Annotated in this window: 13 protein-coding genes; 7 read left to right on the top strand and 6 right to left on the bottom strand. The window is 63.9% G+C overall.

Translation table 11 applies throughout. From position 1 onward, the window contains the following. Positions 1–103: 103 nt before the first annotated feature. Genes IPF76_RS13480 through IPF76_RS13495 form a run of 4 tightly spaced genes read right to left on the bottom strand, consistent with a single transcriptional unit; the run spans position 104 to position 5,563 of the window. Positions 104–1,066 (bottom strand): alpha/beta hydrolase fold domain-containing protein, encoded by a 963-nt coding sequence (locus tag IPF76_RS13480; protein ID WP_293844933.1) that lies wholly within the window; start codon positions 1,064–1,066, stop codon positions 104–106. Beyond that, entirely contained in the window at positions 1,048–4,263 is a 3,216-nt protein-coding gene (locus IPF76_RS13485; protein WP_293844936.1) for an amidohydrolase family protein, read from the bottom strand. The genes IPF76_RS13480 and IPF76_RS13485 overlap by 19 nt, the downstream gene beginning before the upstream one ends. A 50-nt stretch (positions 4,264–4,313) precedes the next feature. After that, a complete protein-coding gene (proC, locus tag IPF76_RS13490; protein ID WP_293844938.1) occupies positions 4,314–5,099 on the bottom strand; it encodes a pyrroline-5-carboxylate reductase in 786 nt (261 codons plus the stop codon). After that, on the bottom strand, positions 5,099–5,563 hold the full coding sequence (locus IPF76_RS13495) for an amidohydrolase family protein (RefSeq protein ID WP_293845041.1): 465 nt from the start codon (positions 5,561–5,563) through the stop codon (positions 5,099–5,101). Before IPF76_RS13495 ends, proC begins: the two co-directional genes overlap by 1 nt. A gap of 46 nt (positions 5,564–5,609) precedes the next feature. Between IPF76_RS13495 and IPF76_RS13500 the strand changes: the two genes are divergently transcribed. Beyond that, positions 5,610–5,930, top strand: a complete 321-nt coding sequence (locus IPF76_RS13500) for a hypothetical protein (RefSeq protein ID WP_293844941.1) — start codon at positions 5,610–5,612, stop codon at positions 5,928–5,930. Between the two features lie 154 nt (positions 5,931–6,084). Continuing rightward, on the top strand, positions 6,085–6,312 hold the full coding sequence (locus IPF76_RS13505) for a hypothetical protein (RefSeq protein WP_293844944.1): 228 nt from the start codon (positions 6,085–6,087) through the stop codon (positions 6,310–6,312). A gap of 67 nt (positions 6,313–6,379) precedes the next feature. Here the strand turns inward: IPF76_RS13505 and IPF76_RS13510 are convergent, their stop codons facing one another. Then, complete coding sequence (locus tag IPF76_RS13510) at positions 6,380–7,765, bottom strand: amidohydrolase family protein (RefSeq protein ID WP_293844947.1); 1,386 nt, start codon at positions 7,763–7,765, stop codon at positions 6,380–6,382. 12 nt (positions 7,766–7,777) lie between these two features. Beyond that, entirely contained in the window at positions 7,778–8,407 is a 630-nt protein-coding gene (locus IPF76_RS13515) for an FMN-binding negative transcriptional regulator (protein ID WP_293844950.1), read from the bottom strand. Between the two features lie 189 nt (positions 8,408–8,596). On the opposite strand from IPF76_RS13515, the gene IPF76_RS13520 reads away from it, so the two are divergent. The 5 genes from IPF76_RS13520 to IPF76_RS13540 all read left to right on the top strand — a co-directional run bounded on the left by IPF76_RS13520 (position 8,597) and on the right by IPF76_RS13540 (position 15,883). Beyond that, positions 8,597–10,057: a PLP-dependent aminotransferase family protein gene (locus tag IPF76_RS13520; RefSeq protein WP_293844953.1), complete on the top strand. Its 1,461-nt coding sequence runs from the start codon at positions 8,597–8,599 to the stop codon at positions 10,055–10,057. An 86-nt stretch (positions 10,058–10,143) separates the two neighbouring features. Next, entirely contained in the window at positions 10,144–10,638 is a 495-nt protein-coding gene (locus IPF76_RS13525) for a hypothetical protein (protein WP_293844956.1), read from the top strand. Then, positions 10,635–12,305, top strand: coding sequence for an amidohydrolase (locus tag IPF76_RS13530; protein ID WP_293844959.1), 1,671 nt, complete (start codon positions 10,635–10,637; stop codon positions 12,303–12,305). The genes IPF76_RS13525 and IPF76_RS13530 overlap by 4 nt, the downstream gene beginning before the upstream one ends. A 169-nt stretch (positions 12,306–12,474) precedes the next feature. After that, entirely contained in the window at positions 12,475–14,655 is a 2,181-nt protein-coding gene (locus IPF76_RS13535; protein ID WP_293844962.1) for a TonB-dependent receptor, read from the top strand. Between the two features lie 139 nt (positions 14,656–14,794). Then, positions 14,795–15,883: a PepSY-associated TM helix domain-containing protein gene (locus IPF76_RS13540; RefSeq protein ID WP_293844965.1), complete on the top strand. Its 1,089-nt coding sequence runs from the start codon at positions 14,795–14,797 to the stop codon at positions 15,881–15,883. Positions 15,884–15,886 lie beyond the last annotated feature (3 nt).

Raw genomic sequence — 15,886 nt, forward strand, 5'->3', positions numbered from 1 at the left:
GTAGGTAACCGGTTGAACGAGGAGGTACAATCCGGCCGTGTACAAGCCGCGCTTGAATAAGCTCAAAATTGCGTACGGGTGTGGGGTGTTTCCGCCCGATGGATCAGGTCAGACGGCGGCTGACAAATTGGGCGCCATCGTCGATCGCATTGCGCGCGATCTGCGCCACCGACATCGCTTCGAGAAAACTGTGCGTCGCGCCCGCGTAGATTTTCGCCTCCGTCTCAACCGCTTGCTCGCGCAACAATGCACCCATGGCGACCGATTGTTCGGCCAGCAGGTCGCATTCAGGAATCACCAGAAAAACGGGTGGCATGCCGGTCATGTCAGCCAGCATCGGGCAAACGAGCGGGTCGCGCGATTGCCGGCCCCAGTCGGCAAGATAGTTGGCGTAATAGCTACGCGCCTCTGCGCGATCCATGATCGAGCCCGGGCCGCCGAACCGAGCCTCTGCCTCGTCCGACACCTCGGTCGAGAAATAGCCATAGTTGGAGAGGATTGCGCGAATGAGACATCCCTCGCCGCGCGCGCGCAAGCGGAGCGCGGTTGCGAACGAGAGGTTGGCGCCAGCGGAGTCGCCTCCCATCGCCAAGCGGGCCGGATCAACTCCCCAATCAGCGCCATGATCCTTGAGCCACAAAATCAGCGCCTCGATTCGGTCGAGCGCGACCGGATATTTATGCTCAGGCGATAGCGGGTAATCGACACCGATCACGACAAAGCCGCCGGCTTCGGCATATTCGCGCATCAGCCGGTCGTGCGTGTCGATCGAGAACAGCGTGAAGCCGCCGCCGTGCAGATAGACGAGCGCCGGCGCCGCGGTGCCGACGCCTTCGGGACGATAGATACGGATACGAAGCTCGCCAGCCCCTGCGTCGAAATGCAGCTCGCGCGTTTCCGCCATGACCGGCCCGCCCTCGGCCCACCGCGCGCGCACCTGCTCCGACACCGCGCGCTGCTCGGGAAAGCTCAACGTGCCAAATGAAGGATGCTTCGCCCAACCCGCTTTCATCTCGTCGAGAAAGTACTGGATCTCGGGGTCTATGGTCATTTCGCGGGCAACCATTGCATCTCCTTTTCGCCCTCGGCGAACCATGGCGGGGGCAGTTTGCGTTCGACGGGCCATAATTCGTCCAGCGTGTCGGCGTCGAACAGATGTCCGCCGCGCATGACGAGCTTGACCGTTCGGCTATTGCGGATATCGACCAGCGGATCGGCGTCGAAAATGACGAGATCGGCATATTTTCCCGGTTCGAGCGTCCCCATATCGGCCAGCCTGCCGATGGTCTCAGCCGAGCCCGCGGTGGCCGCATGAAGAATCGCCATCGGCTTCATGCCGCCCAGCGCGTGCGCTTCCATTTCATAATGATAGCCTATTCCCGGCTCGTCGCCATGCGATCCCATGCCGACCAATGCACCGTTTTTCGCCAGCAGGGCGGCGTCGGCGGCTAGTGCGGGCATGCGCGATGCGTCGAGCGATGCCCAATCACGATGGGCCAGCTTGTGGGAGATCGCAGCAGGCGACCAGAATCGCTTCACCTTTGCATCGAGCGCGGGGTCGTATTTGTCGACATAATAGTTCCGCCCCGCCGGCCCGCTTGTATTGATCAATAACGTGGCGACATAGCTCGTGCGCATCAGCTGATAGAGCTTCACCACATCTTCGCCGAACGGTGCGATCGGCAGCGCATGTTCGTTGCCTGCATAACCGTCGATGATCTGGCTCAGGATCAGCTTCGGATTGTGGCTGCCCTCCGTGGTCGGGAGCAGCCCCTGCTCGCGCGCGGCCATGGCGATCCACTGGCGCACGCTGCGACTTTCGCCGCGATATTGCTTGATGTTGCGAAGTCCCCACGCGTCGCGATAGCGCTGGAGCACGGCGCGCACCTGGTCGAGCGAAGTCAATCGTTCCTTCGAAAACAATGCGGGTCCGGTCGAACGCAGTCGTGGTCCAACGATCAGGCCAACATCGATCAGGTCCTGATAAGCGATCTGATCGATGCCCAGCGTCGACGGATCGAACGACGTCGTAACGCCGAACGCAAGCCGCGCGTGCAGATCCCATTCTTCGTATCCGATGACGTTGCGCCGGATGCCGCCGATATGGTCGTGCGCGTCGATGAAGCCGGGCGTAACGGTCCTGCCGCCGAGCTCGCGCGTCGGTGTGGCGGCAGGAATGGCAAAACTGTCGCGCGGGCCGATGGCAGCAATGCGGTCGCCGGTGATCAGGATGTCCGCATTTTCGATCACCTGATCGCCAGCTGCCATGGTAAGCGCCCGCGCGCCCCGCAGCAGGATATTCCCCACCGGTCGCGCGCGCGGCAGTTCGGCGACCAATTCGACATGGCCGGTAGGAAGGGGAGCGGCCGCGCCGGGCAGAATCTGCAGATAATTCCCCACCGACCAGATCAGGCTGCCGTCCGCCCGCCAGTCGAAGAAATCGGCGCCCATATGCGTAACCTTGCGACCGCTATTGCCGGGTGCAGTCAGGTCGATCGCAACCGTCGGGTCGGTCGGCAGGGGCAGCACATAAAGCTGTTCGCTTGTCTGCGCAGCTAACCATTCGCCGTCAGGGCTGATACGGATGTCGTCGGCGTTTGCGGGATAGTCGGTAAAATAATAGCCTTGCGCCTTAACCGCCGCGACCAGCCGCTGCGCGCCGGTTGCAAGGTCTACCTCGACCAGCCCCGCTTCGCCGAGCAGATAGACGACGCCGGGCCGACCGTTCACAAAATGCGGCCGCTGCCCGAAAATCCCCTCGGCGACCACTCGCGCCGGGCCGCCACCGGCAGGTATCGCGACCAACTCGCCCTGGCGCACGGTGCCGAATTCGAAACTTGACTGCTGACGCGCCGCAGCGGGCGAACGGACGACCAGAATGGTCTTTCCATCGGGCGTGAACGCGGGATGCGAATAAAAGGCCGGCAGATCGCTGATCCGGATCGCCGTCCCCGATCCGTCGGTTGCGATCGTCGACACCGCACCGCCAGTGCGCTCGCCCCAGGTTACGTAGGCAATCCGCGACCCGTCGGGGCTCCAGGCGGGAAGCGATGGCGGATCACCGTCGATCGGCAGCCGCAAAGCTGGGCCGCCATGGATGGTCTGGACATAGACGCTGCCCAGTGCGGCATAGGCGACGCGGCCGCCGTCATGCGACGGGGTTGTCCCTTGTAGCAACTTCGCCCGTACCGGCCCGGTATCCTCGCGGAAGCCGATGCGCGTGCTTGCCCCCACTGCCAATCGCAGCCGCGCCTTGAACGGGATTGGCGTCACCCCCGATCCGTCCACCGCCCGGCGCTCGATCCTGCCCTGATAGGCAATCAGGATGGCTTTGCTGTCGGGGGTAAAACTGTAGCGCGGGATAAGGTCGAGTGACGCCGCGCCGTTCATCAGGTCGAGCGGCGCAGGGCCGAGGTCGCGATCGATACCGCGAGCCAGATCGCGGACGCGCAGCCGTGTTTCGGCCATGCGCCGCGTGGCATAGGCAAGCAGTTTGCCGTCGGGCGAAATCGCCGGGCGGAAGAAGGTCTCGTCCCCGGCTTCGCGTCCGCCCGAACTGCCAACGATTGTTTCTTCGGCTCCGCTGGACAGATCGCGGCGAACGATCGTCCACGGCACCGGCGCGTCGAACGACAGGTTGCCGGTGTGCCGTGCGTAATAGAGATACTTGCCGTCACTTGATGCCGCAGCTCCCAGGGTGCTTTGCCAGCTATCGTATGGCGAATCATCCGTTGGCTTCGCGGCCACGACGAGTTCCCCACCTCCCCCATCAACCGGGTGGCGCCATAGCTCGTACCGGTCGATGCGGATACGATAGCGGCTGACATAGACCGATTTGCCGTCGGCGCTCCATTCGGGAGAAGTCCGCACGGCGCCATCATCGTCCGCGCTGATCCGCCGCGAACCGCTACCATCGGCGCGTGCGATCCAGACATTGTCGCCGCCAGACCTGTCGCTGACATAGCCGATCCATTTGCCGTCGGGTGAGAAGCTTGGCTGCACTTCGAAAGCCATGCCGTTGGCGATCGGAACCGCGCGCCCACCCTCCATGGGTAGCGAATAGATTTCGCCGAGCATGTCGAAGATTATCGTTTTGCCGTCGGGGGATACCGCGATCGACATGAACGTGCCGCTCGACACCTCGTAATCCAGGGTGCGCGCCGGCTTCATTGGCAGCGTCGGCTGGTCCGCCGCCTGCGCCGCGGGGATCGCCAGCGCCATCGCGGTTGCCAGCCCCCATGTCGCCCAAACTGCACGCCTCACTGTATCACCCCTTCGCCCGTGTTCCATCGGCCCGGAATCGACATCGATCGTTATGCGCCACCGCGGCCAGCGAGGTCGCGCGACCGCGTCGCCGCGGCAGCGACGACTTTGCCGACGAGCCGGTCGATCGCGTCGTCCGCATCCATCGGCGCGAGCCCCGCTGCGGTTGTTCCGCCGGGGCTCGTCACCTGCTGCCGCAACTGCGCCAGAGCGGCGCTGTCGGCGTCTGCCAACGCCGCCGCCCCGACAAAAGTGGCACGCGCAAGCTGGGTCGACAGCGCAATCGGTAATCCCGCGTCGCCACCGGCTTTCGCCAACGCTTCGGTAAAGCGAAAGAAATAGGCAGGACCGCTGCCCGAAACCGCGGTCACGATATCGATCTGCGCTTCGTCGGCGAGCCACACGACATTGCCCGTTGGAGCCAGCAACGCATCGACGGTGGAGCGGTCGTTTGCGCCGACGCCCGGTCCCGCGGCCGCTGCCGTGATTCCCTTGCCGATCGCTGCCGGAGTGTTCGGCATCGCCCGGACGATCCGCGAGCCTATCGCCTCGCCGAGCGCGCCCAAGGTGATCCCGGCCATGATCGACACACCCAACACGCCGCGATCGGCTAATGGCCGCAAGTCACCGGCGATGGCTTCGAACTTCTGGGGTTTCACGGCAAGGACCACGACCAGGTCACCCTCAGCATCGACGTCGCCGAGCGCGTCGATCCGCTCGGCGCCGGGGGGTAGCGTGTCGAGCATCGGATCGAAAACGAGCACGCGATGCTGGCCCTGCCAACCACGCGCCATCGCGCTCCCCATCCTGCCGCATCCGATCAGCAGTACATCCATCAGCGTGTGTCGCGATAGCGTTCGGCGAGCATGTCCTGACGCGACCGGTTGGTGGCCAGGCGACCTTCGATGATCACGCTCTCGGCATTGGTCGAAGGCTCAAGCGGGTCGCCATCCCAAATCACCAGATCGGCGTCGGCTCCGGGCGTCAGCGCACCGCCGCTACGACCCCAGATCGCTAGTGGGCTGACCGTCACCGCGCGCAGCGCATCGATGTAGGGCAGCCCGTTAGCAACCGCGATGCCGGCGCCTTCGCGCAGGCCCATCCCGGCGTTGTAGGTCGTATGGATCGCCCCGCCCGCCTGCCCGATCGCGATCGCAACCCCGGCCTTGGCAAGGATCGCGGCATTGTCCTGCCGCGCGCCGAGCTGGTCGAAATTGAACGGCAGATTGACCTGTGGATCGAGGATTACCGCGACCTTGGCAACCGCGAGTACATCGGCGGCGCGCCGCTTCGGAACCACCGACGACAATCACCTTGATCCCGAAATCCGATACGAGCGCCGCTGCTTGGCGAATATCGGACTCGCGGTGGGTCTGGATTGCCAGTGGCAGCTTGCCCGACAGAACGTCGCGCAGCGCGCCGTCAGCGCCGCCCAGGGGTGCACTATCACCCTTAGTTCGGTCCTCGCGCGATCCACCACGCTTGTCCTTGCGCCTGGCCGCCGCCTCGGGCGGGGCCGCCATGCCCCGCTTGGTATCGCCCAGCAGCTTGCGAAGCGCTGTCCATTGCTGGGCGCGGGCGCCGAGACGGTCCCAAGCGCCGCCGCCAATGACCGCGTAGACCGCAACGACACCGCCGCGATCGAGGATATCCACTCCGTCGCGTAGCCGTGCGAACACGGGTTCGCCGCTCATCGGAGCATTGCGCGAAGGCGATGGATAGATCAGCGCACGCGTGACCCCATCGGCGCGCGCGAGGCTGACCAACGTTGAATTGCCGTTGAGCGCCCGACTTGAGTCGTAGCCGGGGGTGCGTTCGTCGGTGGACGCATCGTCGCGCGTTTCGGGCGAGCTCGCGACTTCGACCAAGCCAATCTGGGTCGCGGCATTGACCAGTCCCGGCGTCACCGGCTTGCCGCGGGCGTCGATCACCTTGCCGCCCGAAGGCACCGGGCCGGAAGGCGCAACCGACACGATCCGGCCATCGTCGATGATGATCGTGGCGTCCTTGACAGGTTCGGCGTCTTCCATCGTCCAGGCGTCGGCGTGAATGATGACAAGCGTCTCTGCCGACGCCGGCGTTGCGATCGCCAGTGCGATCAGGCTCGCGACGATCCTCATTGACTGACCTCCACCCGGCCGACTTCAAAGTCCGAAACCGCCTGAGTTGGCGGCTTCGACCGGTCCCAGGCGACCGCACCGTCGATCATGACCAGATCCGCCCTCGTGTAGATGCTGAAAGGGTTACCCGACCACAGGACGACATCGGCTTGATAGCCTGGCGCCAGCGTTCCGATGCGCTTGTCCATGCCGAGCAGTTTCGCGGGGTTGCTTGTCGTCCATTTGATCATGCGCTCGGGCGGAATGTCGATGCCGATACGCCGGCCCGCGGCGGCCGCCTTTGCCGCCGCGATATTCAGTCGCTGACCGTCGACGGGGGAATCCGAATGCATCATCACACATACACCGGCTTGTTCAAGCAACGGCGCCTCGGCGCGGATCGCGTCCTGCGCCTCCATCTTGAAACCCCACCAGTCGGCCCACACCGCCGCGCAGGTGCCCGCTTCGCGCAGCAAGCCGGGGATCTTGTAGGCCTCGGTCGCGTGGTGGACCGCGCCGATGCGGAACCCGAACTCCTTGGCGATCGACAGCATCGCGGCAATGTCGCCGGCGCGATAGCAATGGAGATTAACGCGGATATCGCCCGCCAATATTCCCGCCAGCGCCTCCAACTTCAGGTCGCGCGCGGGCATCGCGCCCGCACCCAGCCGGGCCTGCTCGACGGACCGCTTGTAGCGCTGCGCGTCGAGGAACGTCTGACGCATGTAGGAAATCACGCCCTGCCGGCTCGTCGGACCCTCATTATCCTTGTCGGCGCCCCAGCTCTTGGGGTTTTCGCCGCACGCCATCTTGAACCCCTGGACGTTGCCGACGGCCTTCATGTCCCAGATCGTCGGCGCGTGGATCGGTTTGACGACCACCGATCGCCCGGCAAAGATCGGGACCGACCCAGGCAGGATCTGGAGCGTCGTCACACCATTCGCCAGCGCGCGATCAAAACCCATGTCCTGCGCATTCACCGCAGTCTCGACCCAGGTGTCGGCGACGTTCGGCGCGCTGGTTTCGGAAACGTCCGATGCTTCGCGGTCGATCGCGGTCAGCGGCAGAACGAAGGTGCCGTCATGGCTGTGGACGTCGATCACCCCTGGCGTGACCCAGCGACCGGTCGCATCGACCTCGCGCACGCCGGGATTGGCGATGGCCTTGCCAACCGCGACGATCTTGCCCCCGCGGATCAGGATGTCGCCGCTGTTGATCCGGCCGCCCGCACCGTCGAGTATCGTCGCGCCTTTGAGCAGCATATCGTCGGGGGGCGGCGCCCGATAACGGCTGGGAAACGGATCGAGCTGCCAAGGTTGTGGCGCGACGCGCTGCGCGGCGGCAGGCCCTGCCAACGCGATCGCCGCCGCCACGATCATTCCGAAACGCATCGCTCGCGTCATGCCCGCCCCCTGTCAGCGTCGCTGGTTGAATCTCTGCATCCAGGCCACAGTTGCCGCGTCGGGCAAGGCACCTAGGATGGCATGCAGTGTATCAGCGCGCTCGTCCTGCCCCAGCTTGAATTTGCCCGTGACGCCGGTGACCGTAGCACGAAAGCCGATGATATGATCCAGCATCGAGCGATAACGTTCGCCAAGCTCGTCAATGTGCCAAGGATCGGATCGTCCTTCCTCCATCGCGGCAATTAGCGTCTGCAGCGACGGTTCGGTCAGCGCATCGTCAAACTCGATATCGGCAGCGATCTTGAGCTGGGCATAATTCCACGTCGGCGCCCAATCGCGTCGCCCGGCATGTTCGGGACTGACATAGGCCTGAGGGCCGGTGAAGAGGATTGTCGCCGCCGGTTCGGCCGTGAGCGCGGTAAAAAGCGGGTTTGAACGCATCAAATGCCCGATCAGCTCAACCAACTGGCCATCCGCGTCATACACCCCGACCAATGGGAGCAGGCTCGCCTCCAGCGTCGCCGCACGACCGCCGCAGACCCAGGCGAGCGGGAATTCCGCGATCAATGCGCGAACATCGCCCAGATTAAACCGCTCGAACAGCGCCACGTCGCCCCCCGCCTGAATGTCCCCGTCCGTCACGCGGATGCCCCTGCAATCCAGCGATTTGCTCCGCCAGACCTATCTCATGCCTTGCTTGTTCCCCAGCATTGGGACCGCCACAAGCACCAAAACCGAAAAAAACGGGGGTCCAGTGGACCATTGCATGCACGTCTCCGGCTCGATACCTTGGTCCCTGCAGAGATAAATTCTGACAGAGGAGCGGGTCCAATGCTGCGTCCATGGCAAGTCAGTCTCGGCGATCGGATCGATCCGGCGCGCGACGTCCCGATCTATATGCAGATCATCCAGGCACTGATCCGCGACATCGAACGCGGGAGGCTGACATCGGGGACCTACCTGCCGAGCAGCCGCGAACTGGCGCAAATATTGGGCGTCAATCGCAAGACCGTCGTTCTCGCCTATGAGGACCTGATCGCGCAAGGCTGGCTCGATTCGGCGGGAACGCGCGGCACGATGGTGGCGAGCGCGCTGGCGGATCCGGTGCGGCGCCATCACGGCGAAGTCGAGGTGACGATGAGCACCGCCACAATTGACTATCGCTTCGCTTCACCGCCCGACCGGCCGCTCGCCCTGCCTTCCGGTCCAGGACTCAAGCTCGACGAGGGGGCGCCCGACGGACGACTGTTTCCTGCGGAATTGCTGGCGCGCGCCTATCGCGTCGCAGCTCACCGCGCCTCGCGCGACAATGGATTCCAATATCGCGATCCACGCGGTTCGCCAGCGCTGCGCGAAAGTATCGCGACAATGCTCAAGAGCCAGCGCGGCCTTCCCGTGACGGCAGAGAATATCTGCATCACCCGCGGCAGCCAGAACGGCATTTTCCTCGCCGCGCACACCCTGATCTGCCCGGGCGATTCGGTGATCGTCGAAGAATTGACATACGAGCCCGCCGTCGCCGCCTTTCGCGCGCTTGGCGCCAATATCTTGCCGGTCGGGCTCGACGAGGACGGGATCGACATTGACGCGGTCGAACTGGCTTGTCGCCGTAACGCCGTCCGTGCCGTGTTCGTTACGCCGCATCATCAGTTTCCGACGACCGTGTCGCTTCGCCCGGAACGGCGGCTGCGCCTTCTCGAGCTGGCGCGTCAGTTCGGCTTTGCGATTATCGAGGATGATTATGACCATGAATTCCATTTCGAATCGCAGCCGCTGTTACCGATGGCGGGATATGGCCCCGGCCTCGTCATCTATGTCGGGTCGCTGTCAAAGCTTTTGCTGCCGGCGCTGCGCATAGGCTATGTCGCCGCGCCGCCGCCGGTGATCGACGCGATTGCCCATATGGTCTCGCTTACCGACGGCATGGGCAACACGCTGACCGAAGACGCCGCGGCCGAACTGATCGAAAATGGCGAGCTGCGCCGCCACGCGCGCAAGGTGCGGCAGGTCTATGCCAAGCGGCGCGGCGATTTCGCCGCTGAAATCGATCGGACGCTCGGTGGCATCGCCGACTATCGCATGCCCGATGGCGGGCTCGCCTTCTGGCTGCGGTTCGACACCGACCTCGATCAGATGGAGGCCCGCGCCGCGGCAGTAGGGCTGCGCTTCGCGTCGTCTCGTTCGTTCATGACGCGCGACAGCGCACCGCGCGGATTGCGGATCGGTTTTGCGAGCCTCAACCAACATGAAGCGCGGACCGCGCTCGCGGCGCTGCGCGAAGCCGCGGGATAAGCTCTTGGTCCCTTTGCGACGCGTTCAATTGGATGTTTTCCGATCCATGACAACGGCGGAGCTTGGCCCTGACAGGAGGGAATCGCATGAAGCTTAATTTCGCCTTGGTTCTTGCCGCCGCAGCGCTGCCGCTGACGCTGGTCACGGCGCAGCAAGCGCCGGCTCAAACCCCTGCTGCCGCCAATGAGCCCTGGCCCGAAGCATGGTTCGAGATCTTCAAGCTCGCACCGGGCAAACAGGAGGAATTCGTCCGTCGCCTCGCACAGGCCGATGAAGTTGGCGCCGCGGGTGGCTTGCCGCCGACCCAGCTGTTCTTCCACGAAAATGGGGCCGACTTCGACGTCATCCTGTTCAAACCGGTGACCGGCATCGATCCGACGCCCGAACAGGAAGCGGCCATGGCGAAGAAGCAAAAAGAACTCGGCCTGCCAAGCGGTCCGGCCTATTTCGTCTATATCCGCGAGCTTGTCGCCGAGCATAGCGACACCAAGACGAATGGGCCGGTCTCGGCTGCCCAATGGCTCGCCCGTCTCGATACATGGCGCGCGGCAAATCCGCCGCGTAATGCGGTCGCCAAATGATCCTTGGTCGCCGTTCGCTGATTGCCTTCGCCGGCGGAAGCGCGGCGGTGGCCGTCACCCGCGGCGCCCTTGCCGGCAGCGGTAGTGATCTCGATATCGCCTATATCAATGGCAAGATCTGGACCGGGGCTGGCCCCGACGCCCGAACCGACGCGATCGGCACCAAGGGCGACCGCATTGCCGCGATCGGCGCCGATGCAGTGCGTGCGCGCACCGGAAAAGCCACGCGCGTAATCGACCTGCAGGGCGCCTTTGTGACGCCCGGCTTTATCGATCCGCATGTCCATTTCGTGATCGCATCGGCGATGCTGTCGCAGCCGTCGCTGCGCACCGCCGCGAACCGGCAGGATTTTGTGGAGCGCATCGCCGCGGCCGCCAAGGCCCTACCGAAAGGACAATGGCTCGAGGGCGGAAATTGGGATCAAGACCGTTGGGGCGGCGAAATGCCGCACCGGGCGTGGATCGACGCCGTTACGCCCGACACGCCAGTCGCGGTCATTCGCTACGACCTGCACATGCTGCTGCTCAACTCGCTGGCACTCCGGCTCGCCGGAATCGACCGCAACACCCCCGATGTGCCGGGCGGGGTGATCGAACGCGACGCGGCGGGCGAACCCACGGGCATTATCAAGGACGCCGCCAAGGATCTTGTCCAGCGCGCGATCGGCATCCCCACGACCGAACAGATCGACGCGATGACGCGCCAGGGCATCGCTCTGGCGCTCAGCAAGGGCGTGACACAGGTTCACTGCACCGAACTCGATACGACCACGTTCGACTCGACACGCCGCCTTCGCGCTGCCGGCGAGACGGGACTACGGTTTCGCCACTATCTGCCCCTGAAGGATTGGGCGGCGCAGGCCGCGCTGATCCAGCGCGAGGGACGCGGCGATGACTGGGTTCAGTGGGGTGGCTGCAAGGTCGTGTTCGACGGCTCGCTGGGTTCGCGAACCGCGCGATTCTATGAACCCTATGCCGACGATCCGTCGACGCGCGGCATCGTCGTCACCGATCCTGCCGACCTTCGCCGCTGGGTCGAGGGCGCCGACAAGGCCGGTCTTCAGGTCACGGCGCATGCTATCGGCGACGAGGCGAACGACATCGTTCTCGGCACGATGGCCGATGTCGCCAAGGCCAGTGGCGCACGCGACCGGCGGTTCCGCATCGAGCATGTCCAGCATATGAAGGCGCATGCGATCCCGCGATTCAGGGAACAGGGCATAATTGCCTCGGTGCAGCCCTATCATGCCATCGACGACGGTCGCTGGGCGGTCCGCAGGATTGGCGAGGAACGCCTGCAAACAAGTTTCGCCTTCGGATCGCTCGTCCGATCGGGCGCGCATGTCTGCATGGGATCGGACTGGCCGGTGGCGCCGATCGATCCGCTCACCGGGCTCGATGCCGCGGTCAATCGCGAAACGCTCGACGGCAAGCATCCCGATGGTTGGCACCCCGAACAACGCATAACGCTGGCGCAAGCGATGCGATGTTATACGCACGAGGGCGCCTATGCCGGTTTCCACGAAAAAAGTCAGGGCCTGATTGCCCCGGGCTTTGTTGCGGATTTTGTGGCGTGGGACAGCGACTTCTTTGCCGCCGACCCGCATTTGCTCGCAAAATCAAAGGTATTACGGACGATCGTCGGCGGCGTTCAACGCTTTGGCTGAGGATTTCGCCTCGCTTTGTCATTTTGCTGCGAGTTGGTCCCCTGTTGCTAAGCAAACTGGATGTTTTGTGACCCAACGATGACAATAATGTAGAATTTCCGAGGCAAGCTTGGCCCAGACGCTGAGCCGCATCGGACGGGGATTTGGACACCAAGTGGGGGATTGCATCATGGTTGCCTATCGCAACATCATTCGAGGAACTGGGTTCGCCGCGCTCGGCGCAGCGCTCGCCGCCACCACGCCCGCACTGGCGCAGGACAGCGGCGGCGACGACAGCATCGTCGTTACCGCACAGCGCAACAATCAAACCGAGGTGACCCGCGGCGGTAACGGCGGCGTGTTCGGCGACAAGGCTGCCGAAGATCTGCCCTTCACGATCAAGAGCTACAATGAAGCGTTGATCCTCAACCAGCAGCCGCAGACGCTCGGCCAGCTGCTCGAAAACGATCCGTCGGTGCGAACCGGGTTCGCCTTTGGCAACGCCGCTGAATTGTTCGTCATCCGCGGGTTCGCGCTTGCTGGCGACGATGTCGGCCTCGACGGCCTTTACGGCATCGCCCCACGCCAACTGATCGCGCCAGAGCTTTACGACTCGGTTCAGGTGATCAACGGATCAAGCGCCTTCATCAACGGCGCCGCGCCCGGCGGCTCAGGCCTCGGCGGTAGCGTTAACCTGTTGCCGAAGCGGGCAAAGCGCGATCTGGTCCGCGCCACCGTCAACTACACCTCGGACGAGCATTTCGGCGGCAGCGTCGATCTGGCGCGCCGTTTCGGCGACAATGATCAATGGGGCGTTCGGGTGAACGGCGTCGCACGCTCGGGTGACGTATCGATCGATGGCGAATTCCGCAGCGCATACACCGCTGGCGGCGCGATCGATTTCGACAATGGCCCGCTGCGCCTTTCGCTCGACCTTGCCTATCAGCGCGTTAAGGTTCGCGGCTTGCGCCATAAAGTTGCACTGGGCTTTGGCGTAAACGCGATTCCGGCGGTGCCAAAGGCCGACGCCAATTATTCGCAGCCCTGGACCTATACCGAGATGCGCGACGTCTTCGGTATCCTGAAGGCCGAATATGACATCGCCGACAATGCCATGGTCTATGCCTCATTCGGCGCGCGCGACGGCATGGAAGACGGCATCTATGGCGGCATCACCGTGCTGAACGCCACAACGGGCGCCGCAAACGGCAACGCGCTCTATGTTCCGCGCACCGACAATAACGAAGCCGCGCAGGCAGGCCTGCGCGTCAAACTCGGCACCAGCATCACCCACGAAATCAACTTCGGCGGCTCGATGAACTGGCAGGTCAACCGCAACGCCTTCGACTTCCTCTATGGTCCCGGTTTCGCGGGCTTCGACACCAATCTTTACAACGCGCCCGAAGTCCCGATCCCGGCATCGGCTTTTGTCGGCGGCGATCTCAACGATCCCTACCCGGTCGGTCGCTCGCGCCTGCTCAGTGCTTTCGCCTCGGATACGATCGGCGCCTGGGACGACCGTATCCTGCTGACCGTCGGACTACGCGTCCAGTCGATCCGACAGAAAAGCTACAGTTATTTTGGCGGCGCACTCGCCAGCACCTATGACGAGGATGCGGTCACCCCGGTCTTCGGCCTTGTCGTCAAACCCGCCGACGGGCTCGCTTTCTATGCCAATCGCATGGAAGGATTCGAAAAGCCCGATCCGGCGCCAGCGACGGTCGGCGCGTCGCCGGTTACCAACTCGGGCGCCGTCTTCGCACCGGTGAAGACCAAGCAACTGGAGTTTGGCGCCAAATACAGCTTCGGCCGCTTCAACGCCTCGCTCGCCGCGTTCCAGATCGACCGCCCGCGCCCCGGCGTGGTCGCCGACCCTGCGAATGCGGGTCAGGTCATCTATGGCCTCACCGGCGAGCAGCGCAACAAGGGCATCGAACTCAGCTTCGACGGCGAACTGGCGAAAGGTCTGCGTCTGATCGCCGGCGGCTCGCTCATCGATGCAAAGCTCCGTCGAACCTTGGGCGGTATCAATCAGGGCAATGACGCGCCCGGCGTTCCCGAATATCTGGTCAATGCCAATGTCGAATGGGACCTGCCCTTCGCCCCGGGCCTGACCCTCACCGGGCGCGTCGTCCATACCGGAAAGCAGGCTGCAAATCAGGCGAACACGCTTGAGTTGCCATCATGGACGCGGTTCGACCTGGGCGCACGCTACGTTGCCGTGGTCGCCGACAAACCGGTCACGCTGCGCTTCGGCGTCGATAACGTCGCGAACAAGCGGTACTGGGCTTCGGCGTTCGAAGTTTTCAGCCCCGACCTGCTGCAAGGCGCGCCGCGTACGTTCAAGGCTTCGGCTTCGATCGAGTTCTGATCCCGGCACAAATTTGGAGCTCCCGCATGGCCCGGCTGGCGACAGCCGGGCCATTTCTTTTTCGGGTCATTCTTGGACCCTTCAAATAATTAAAAGCTGGATGTTTTGGGGGCCGAGCAAAATCGCGAAACCGGAAGGCATGACCGCACCTGCTTCACCTGCCCGGCCCGGCCTGCGCCGCCCAATTGTGACCCTGCACCGCTGGCTCAGCCTCGGCGCCGCAATCTTCTGGTTGCTCCAGGCGCTCACCGGGATCCTGATCGTCTTCCACTGGGAAATCACCGACCGCTCGATTTCTGCGCTGCATCGGCCGACCAATCTTGCCGCGATCGAACAGCGGCTCGACGCACTCGCGCCGCCGGGCAGCGGCGACCGGGTCACGACGATCTGGACGGCTGCCGGTCTTGCCGACCGCTACATCATCTATCTGGAGGACGAGGCCGGCGACAGCCGCAAGGTTCGTATCCTGGGCGACGGCACCGTCATTGACGCGCCGGGCAAAAATGATAGCGATCTCATGGGGTTCCTCGTCGGTTTCCACCACGACCTGCTCGGTTCGTGGGGCAGCTGGATCGTATCGATCAGCGGCATCCTGCTTTGCTCGAACCTGTTGCTCGGCCTCGTCGCGGCATGGCCGAAGCGCGGGACATGGCGCCGCGCGCTCATTCCCGCCAGGCGCGGTCCTGCGACCGCTCGCCTCTATAGCTGGCATCGCGCCGTCGGGCTGTGGGCAGTCGTCCCGGCCCTGGTCATTGCCGCGACGGGCACGATCCTGAAGTTCGAAGTTGGTGTCGGCGCGCTGATCGGCGTAGAGCCGGTTTCGCTTCCCGACAATCCACCTGCGGGGAAGCCAGTAGGCTTTGCCGCCGCCGCTACCACCGCACTGCAAGCGGTCCCGGGTAGCACGTTGACGCAGGCGGCTTGGCCCAAGGACGAAGACGCCACCTATCGCTTCCGCGTCCGCGCTCCTGACGAGATCCGCCGCGCCTATGGCGCCAGCGTGGTGATGATTGACGCCAATAGTGGATCGATTCGCGGCGTTTATCCCATCGCTGCGGCTGAACCTGCGCGCAGTTTCATGAGCGCGCTGTTCCCGATCCACACAGGCGAAGCCGGGGGTCTTGCCGGTCGCCTGCTGTCGATCGCGATCGGCCTGTGGCTGATCACGATGATCGTCGCAGGGATAGCGTTGTGGATAAAGCGCCGCAAACCCCGCGCCAGTGACTAGCGC

It is taken from the genome of Sphingopyxis sp., assembly GCF_016704835.1.
In the GTDB taxonomy this organism is placed as follows: domain Bacteria; phylum Pseudomonadota; class Alphaproteobacteria; order Sphingomonadales; family Sphingomonadaceae; genus Sphingopyxis.

Coding starts and splice junctions, on each gene's coding strand:
- IPF76_RS13480 (WP_293844933.1), bottom strand. CDS start 1,066: ATGGTTGCCCGCGAAATGACCATAGACCCCGAGATCCAGTACTTTCTC.
- proC (WP_293844938.1), bottom strand. CDS start 5,099: ATGGATGTACTGCTGATCGGATGCGGCAGGATGGGGAGCGCGATGGCG.
- IPF76_RS13510 (WP_293844947.1), bottom strand. CDS start 7,765: ATGACGCGAGCGATGCGTTTCGGAATGATCGTGGCGGCGGCGATCGCG.
- IPF76_RS13520 (WP_293844953.1), top strand. CDS start 8,597: ATGCTGCGTCCATGGCAAGTCAGTCTCGGCGATCGGATCGATCCGGCG.
- IPF76_RS13525 (WP_293844956.1), top strand. CDS start 10,144: ATGAAGCTTAATTTCGCCTTGGTTCTTGCCGCCGCAGCGCTGCCGCTG.
- IPF76_RS13530 (WP_293844959.1), top strand. CDS start 10,635: ATGATCCTTGGTCGCCGTTCGCTGATTGCCTTCGCCGGCGGAAGCGCG.
- IPF76_RS13535 (WP_293844962.1), top strand. CDS start 12,475: ATGGTTGCCTATCGCAACATCATTCGAGGAACTGGGTTCGCCGCGCTC.
- IPF76_RS13540 (WP_293844965.1), top strand. CDS start 14,795: ATGACCGCACCTGCTTCACCTGCCCGGCCCGGCCTGCGCCGCCCAATT.